5 protein-coding genes are annotated in these 6,201 nt (G+C 69.9%); 3 read left to right on the top strand and 2 right to left on the bottom strand.

Annotated elements, in window-relative coordinates; all coding sequences use genetic code 11:
• Positions 1-13: 13 nt before the first annotated feature.
• Both ACWCRB_RS35600 and ACWCRB_RS35605 read left to right on the top strand, forming a co-directional pair.
• The gene (locus ACWCRB_RS35600; protein ID WP_451000001.1) at positions 14-1,543 is read left to right on the top strand and encodes a class I adenylate-forming enzyme family protein; all 1,530 of its coding nucleotides are present in this window, start codon (positions 14-16) and stop codon (positions 1,541-1,543) included.
• An 11-nt stretch (positions 1,544-1,554) separates the two neighbouring features.
• Positions 1,555-2,580: a phosphotransferase family protein gene (locus ACWCRB_RS35605; protein ID WP_451000002.1), complete on the top strand. Its 1,026-nt coding sequence runs from the start codon at positions 1,555-1,557 to the stop codon at positions 2,578-2,580.
• A 43-nt stretch (positions 2,581-2,623) separates the two neighbouring features.
• Here ACWCRB_RS35605 and ACWCRB_RS35610 read toward each other — a convergent pair whose 3' ends face one another.
• Both ACWCRB_RS35610 and ACWCRB_RS35615 read right to left on the bottom strand, forming a co-directional pair.
• Positions 2,624-3,370, bottom strand: coding sequence for an SDR family NAD(P)-dependent oxidoreductase (locus tag ACWCRB_RS35610; RefSeq protein ID WP_451000003.1), 747 nt, complete (start codon positions 3,368-3,370; stop codon positions 2,624-2,626).
• A 26-nt stretch (positions 3,371-3,396) separates the two neighbouring features.
• The gene (locus ACWCRB_RS35615) at positions 3,397-4,716 is read right to left on the bottom strand and encodes an acyl-CoA dehydrogenase family protein (protein WP_451000004.1); all 1,320 of its coding nucleotides are present in this window, start codon (positions 4,714-4,716) and stop codon (positions 3,397-3,399) included.
• Positions 4,717-4,818: 102 nt separating this feature from the next.
• Between ACWCRB_RS35615 and ACWCRB_RS35620 the strand changes: the two genes are divergently transcribed.
• The gene (locus ACWCRB_RS35620; RefSeq protein WP_451000005.1) at positions 4,819-6,051 is read left to right on the top strand and encodes a CaiB/BaiF CoA transferase family protein; all 1,233 of its coding nucleotides are present in this window, start codon (positions 4,819-4,821) and stop codon (positions 6,049-6,051) included.
• Positions 6,052-6,201: the final 150 nt, after the last annotated feature.

A 6,201-nucleotide genomic window follows, 5' to 3' on the forward strand; every position in this document is an offset into this window, starting at 1 on the left:
GCGGGACTGCCCGATGAACATCTCGATGCTGCTGGACATGGCCGCCGAGGGCTTCGGCGACCGGATCCTGATCGGGCGCACGGACGACGGCCTGACCGCCCCGCGCCTGCGTGAACTGGCCGTCGGCGGGGCGCGGTCGGTCCACGCGGCCGAAGCCGACGCGATCGTGTACCTGGCGGTGAACGGCCCGGCCCTCCCGGTCGCGCTGTTCGCCGCGGCCCAGGCCGGAGTCCCACTGATCCCGGTCAACTACCGCCTCGGCGACGACCAGTTGGACGCACTGCTCGCGAACCACCCCCGCGCCCTGGGCATCGCCGACCCGGAACACGGCGAGGCGCTGCGCAGGGCAGGCCTGGCGGTACGGACCCCGGAGGAGTGGCTCCAACAGGCGGCAGAGGCCACAGCCTCCTCTCCGGGCGACGCCGAGCCGACGCAGGAGCCGCCCGACACCCCGGCGGTCCTCATCTACACGAGCGGCACGACCTCGACGCCGAAGGGCGTGGTCCTGCGCCACCACAACCTCGTGTCGTACGTGCTCGGCACGGTGGAGTTCGCCGGCGCCGACCCGGACGAGGCGGCCCTCGTGAGCGTCCCGCCGTACCACATCGCCGCCGTGTCCAACATCCTCACCAACCTGTACGCCGGACGCCGCGCCCTGAGCCTCGACCAGTTCACGCCCGAGAGCTGGCTGGACCTCGTACGCCAACAGGGCGTCACCAACGCGATGGTGGTGCCGACGATGCTCGCCCGCATCATGGACACGAACGGACTGGACCGATCGGTGCCCTCGCTGCGCGCACTCGCCTACGGCGGCGCCAGGATGCCCGTACGGGTGATCGAGACCGCGCTGCGCGCCTGGCCGCACATCGACTTCGTGAACGCCTACGGCCTGACGGAGACCTCGTCCACCATCACGATCCTGGGCCCGCAGGAGCACCGCACGGCCGTCGCGAGCGACGATCCCGCCGTACGGGCCCGGCTCGGGTCGGCCGGGCTGCCGGTGCCGGGCGTCGAACTGGAGGTCCGCGACGCGTCCGGCGAGGTCGCGGCTCCCGGCGAGACGGGCCAGATCTGGGTGCGCGGCGAGCAGGTCTCGGGGGAGTACGCCGGACAGGGCTCAGCGGTCGACGAGCGCGGGTTCTTCCACACCCGCGACCAGGGCCGGGTCGACGCCGACGGCTATCTCCACATCGAGGGCAGGGCCGACGACACGATCATCCGGGGCGCCGAGAACATCGCGCCCGCAGAGATCGAGGACGTCCTGCTGCGCCATCCGGACGTGCTGGACGCGGTCGTCGTCGGCGTACCGGACGAGGAGTGGGGCCAGCGGATCGAGGCCGTCGTCGTGGTCCGCGACGGCGCGGAGATCGACGCCGGCGACCTGCGGGCACAGGTACGCGGCACCCTGCGCGGCTCGAAGACACCGGAACGCATCACCCGCTGGCCCGAACTGCCCCGCACCCCGACCGGCAAGCTGGTGCGCCGGGACATCGTCGAGGCGCTGACCGCCGAACGCCACCAGGCCGTCGGCCGACAAGGATGAGAGACCGGCACATGAGCACCGTCGCCAACAGCACCGACCTGATACCGGAGTTGACGCAGCGCACGGCCACCGCGCTGCGCGGCTGGGCCCCCGAGGGCACGGTGGAGTCGGTCGAACCGCTCACCGGCGGCACATCGAGCCTCACCTACGTCGCCGCCTTGTCGGGCGTCCCCGCCGGACACGAGCGCGTAGTCCTCAAGGTGGCCCCGCCCGGCCTGGAGCCGGTCCGCAACCGCGATGTCCTGCGCCAGGCGCGGCTCATGCAGGTGCTGGCGGGGGTGCCCGGCGTACGGGTGCCGAAGGTGCTGTTCTGGGAGAAGGGCCGGCCGCCGGCCCAGCAGCCGTTCGTGGCCATGGAGTTGGTGCCAGGGGACTGCGTGGAGCCGATACTGGTCCCGCGTGGCACCCTGCCCGCCGCACAGGTACGGGCCCGCGCCCTCGACGCGGCCCGAATGCTGGCCCACCTCCACCGCGCGGACCCCAAGCGAACTCCCTTGGCCGTGGAGCCGGTTGTCACCCCGGGCGCCGAGATCGACCGCTGGACCCGGGCGTTCACGACGGTCCCCGAGGATCTGCGCACCGGCTACGAGGCGGTGGCGGAACGCCTGCGCGCCACCATGCCACCGGCGATGATGCCGGTGTTCACCCACGGCGACTACCGCCTCGGCAACACCCTGTGCGACACGGACTCGGTCAACGCGGTCATCGACTGGGAGATCTGGTCCCTCGGCGACCCCCGAGTCGACATCACCTGGCTGACCTTCTTCACCGACGAGGCCCACCACCCGGCATCCCCGTCGGCGGACCCGACGGGAATGCCCACCAAGGCCGAACTGATCGACATCTATGAGGAGACGAGGCGCGAACGCCTCCCGGACCTGAGCTGGTTCGAGGCCCTGACGAAATACAAAGAGTCGGCGGCAACGGCCCTACTGATCAAGAGGGGCCGCAAAGCGGGCCACTTGACCGACATGCACCAGCGAATGCTGCCGGCACTACCGGTACTTCTGGACGAGGCGACACGACTACTCACCTAGGGGCGCGGGGAACTGCGCGACCGGCCCCCACCGGCCCGCAGTGTCAATACAACCCACCGTCCACCCGGATAAGCGCTCCCGTCGTATAGCTGGACGCATCACTGGCCAGATAGAGCGCTGTACTGATGATCTCCTCGGGCCGCCCGGGCCGACCCACCGCACTACGCGTACTCTGCCGCTTCTCCTCAGACCAAGCCTTGGAGATGTCCGTCAGAAACGGCCCCGCCGAGATCGTATTGACCCGAACCGTCGGCCCGAACTCCAACGCGAAGACGGTAGTCAGCGCATTCAACGCGGCCTTCGCCCCCGCATAAGGCCCAAACCGAGGCTGCGGAAACAACGCCCCCGAAGACGACACATTGATGATCGACCCCCCACCCCCCTCAGCCATCCGCTCCCCGACCAACGAGGCAAGCCGAAACGGCCCCTTGAAGTTGACCCCGACGACCTTGTCGAACAACTCCTCACTGGTCCCGGCGGACGACGGCGCCAACGGCGACATCCCCGCGTTGTTGACGAGGATGTCGACCTTCCCGAACTCCTCGTACGCCGCGTCGACGAGCAGCCCGAGATCGTCCCAGTGCCCCACGTGCGCCGAGACCGACAGCGCACGCCGGCCCAGCTCACGTACCTCCGCGGCCACCGCCTCGCACGCGTCGACCTTCCGGCTGGCGATCACCACATCCGCCCCGGCGGCGGCGAACGCACGCACCATCTCGCGCCCCAGCCCCCGGCTGCCCCCGGTGACGAGGGCAACCTTCCCGGACAGATCGAACAGATCGCCGCTCAACCGCCCGCCCGTCATACGTCCGCCCGTCATACGTCCGCCCGCCCCGCGAGGCTGTCGTCCTCCACGATGTGCGCGTACCGCTTGCGCGCGGCCTCCCGCTTCGGCGGGATGTGCTCGCTCGGGAACAAGCCCTCCGCCGGCCGGTAGTTCTTCAGCAGCCCCTTGGCGATCGTCGTGCGGTGCACCTCAGTGGGGCCGTCGGCGAGGGCCAGGTTCGGTGCGGACATCCACCACTTGGCGAGCGGCAGCTCGTTGGTCGTGCCGAGCGAGCCGTGCAGATGCAGGGCCCGCTGGATGACGTCGTGCAGCACCTTCGCCGTCTGGACCTTGCACATCGCGATCTGCGTGCGAGCCGCGCCGTGCGGCTGCGTGTCGATGATCCACGCGGTGTGCAGCACGAGCAGCCGGAACTGCTGCAGCTCCACCCAGGAGTCCGCGATGAACTGCTGCACCGCCTGCTTCTCCGCGAGCAGCGCGCCCTGCGTACGCCGGGACAGCGCCCGTTCGCACATCATGTCGAAGGCACGCGTGCACTTGCCGACCGTACGCATCGCGTGATGCACCCGGCCCCCGCCGAGGCGCGCCTGGGCGACCTTGAAGCCCTCGCCCGGGCCGCCGAGCATGGCGTCGAGGGGGACCCGGACCTGGTCGTAGCGGATGTAGGCGTGGATGCCCTCGTCGAGGTTGTCGCGTTCGTCCATGGTGCCGACGTTGCGCCTGATCTCGATGCCCGGTGTCTCGGCGGGCACGATGAACATCGACATGCGGGCGTGCGGCGGCGCGTCCGGGTCGGTGACGGCCATGACGATGAGGAAGGCCGCGTACCGGGCGTTGGACGAGAACCACTTCTCGCCGTCGATCACCCACTCGTCCCCGTCGCGCCGAGCGCGGCAGAGGAACTCCTTGGGGTCGGCGCCCGCCTGCGGCTCGGTCATCGAGAAGGTGGAGACGATGTCGCCGTCGAGCAGGGGCCGCAGATAGCGGGCCTTCTGCTCCTCGGTGCCGAACATGGCGAGGATCTCCGCGTTGCCGGTGTCAGGGGCGGCGGTGCCGAAGACCGTCGGGGCCCAGTAGGAACGGCCCAGGATCTCGTTGAGGTACGCGAGCTTGACCTGTCCGTAGCCCGCGCCGCCCAGTTCGGGGCCGAGATGGCAGGCCCACAGCCCCTGCTCCCGTACCTGGTCCTGGAGCGGCCGCAGGATCGCACGGGCCTTCTCGTTGCGGGTGTCGTACGGGTCGCCCCCGTGCGGGAACAGAAGGTCGAGGGGCTCGACCTCCTCGCGTACGAAGGTGGTCGCCCAGTCCAGCTTGGCCTGGAAATCGGGTTCTATCGAGAAATCCAGCATGGCGAAAACAGTATACTTTTTACGACCCTCGGTCCATACTGGAGCGCGTTCTTCGTTGATTGGGTATGCGCAATAGCGTTCAGGCTCGGAGGGGTTGGTCCGATGCAGAGGCCCATGGAGGGTGTGCGGGTCCTAGAGGTCGCACAGTTCACCTTCGTCCCGGCGGCGGGCGCCGTGCTCGCGGACTGGGGCGCCGACGTGATCAAGATCGAGCACGCCGAACGGGGCGACGGCCAGCGTGGTCTGGTGCGGGTGCTCGGGTACGACGCCGTCAGCAAGGATTCGTCGTTCTTCCCGATCGTGGAAGGCCCCAACCGCGGGAAACGGAGCGTCGGTCTCGCTCTGGAGAAGCCGTCCGCGCGGCGCGTGCTGGACGAACTGATCCGCACCAGCGATGTGTTCCTGACCAACTTCCTGCCCGACGCGCGGGCCAAACTGCGCATCGACGTCGACGACATCCGGGCGGTCAACCCGGACATCATCTACGTCCGGGGCAGCGGCTTCGGCGCCCGCGGGGAGGAGGCGCGCAAGGGGGGCTACGACAGCACGGCCTTCTGGGCGCGCGGCGGCAGTGCCGCCGGTGTCACCCCGGTCGGCGCGGAGCGGATGATCCGGATGCCCGCCGGTGCCTACGGCGACTCGATGGGCGGCATGACCATCGCCGGAGGCATCGCCGCCGCGCTCTACTCCCGCGCCACCACCGGTGAACCGTCCGTCGTGGACGTGTCGTTGGTCGGCGTCGGCGCCTGGGCGACGCAGTTCACGGTCAACATGGCGCTGATGAACGGCGGCCCGCTGCCGGTGAACATCCAACCCAAGTACGGCTCGGCCACCAACCCCCTCATCGGGGCCTACCGCAGCTCGGACGGCCGCTGGATCGAGTTGTCGATGCTGCAACCCGGCCGGTACTGGGCCGAGTTCTGCAAGCTGGCCGGTCGCGAGGAACTCGCCCGCGACGAACGCTTCGACACCACCGAGAAGCTGATGGCGAACGCCGCCGACGCCGCCGAGATCGTCGCCGGGCTCATTGCCTCCCGCCCGTACGACGAGTGGGTCGACCTCCTCTCCCGGGGAGAGGGCCAGTGGGCGGCCGTGCAGAACGCCTGGGAGGTCGGTCAGGATCCCGCACTGCGTGCCAACGGTCTCATCGCTCCCGTCGTGGACGCCGACGGGGTCGACCGCGAACTGGTCGCCAATCCCGTCCAGTTCGACGAGATGCCGGCCGACCTGACCCGGGCACCCCAGTTCGCGGAGCACACCGACGACGTCCTGCGCTCGCTCGGCATCGGCGAGGACGAGCTGATCGCGCTCAAGATCGAGGGCGCGGCGACCTGACCCCCTTAGGTCGTGTCCGCAAAGTCCCGCCTGCCCGGCGGCGTCTGGCACGCACTCTCGCCGCACCGGGCGAAGCCCCACGTACAACCAGTACCAGGGACTCCGCCCGGCACGCCGAGAGCACGCACCAGACGCCGCCGGGCCCGCCCT

The organism is Streptomyces sp. NPDC002156 (genome assembly GCF_053593675.1).

What these genes read in the sequence shown, in the direction of transcription:
- ACWCRB_RS35600 (WP_451000001.1), top strand. Translation starts at nt 14, where the DNA reads ATGAACATCTCGATGCTGCTGGACATGGCCGCCGAGGGCTTCGGCGAC.
- ACWCRB_RS35605 (WP_451000002.1), top strand. Translation starts at nt 1,555, where the DNA reads ATGAGCACCGTCGCCAACAGCACCGACCTGATACCGGAGTTGACGCAG.
- ACWCRB_RS35615 (WP_451000004.1), bottom strand. Translation starts at nt 4,716, where the DNA reads ATGCTGGATTTCTCGATAGAACCCGATTTCCAGGCCAAGCTGGACTGG.
- ACWCRB_RS35620 (WP_451000005.1), top strand. Translation starts at nt 4,819, where the DNA reads ATGCAGAGGCCCATGGAGGGTGTGCGGGTCCTAGAGGTCGCACAGTTC.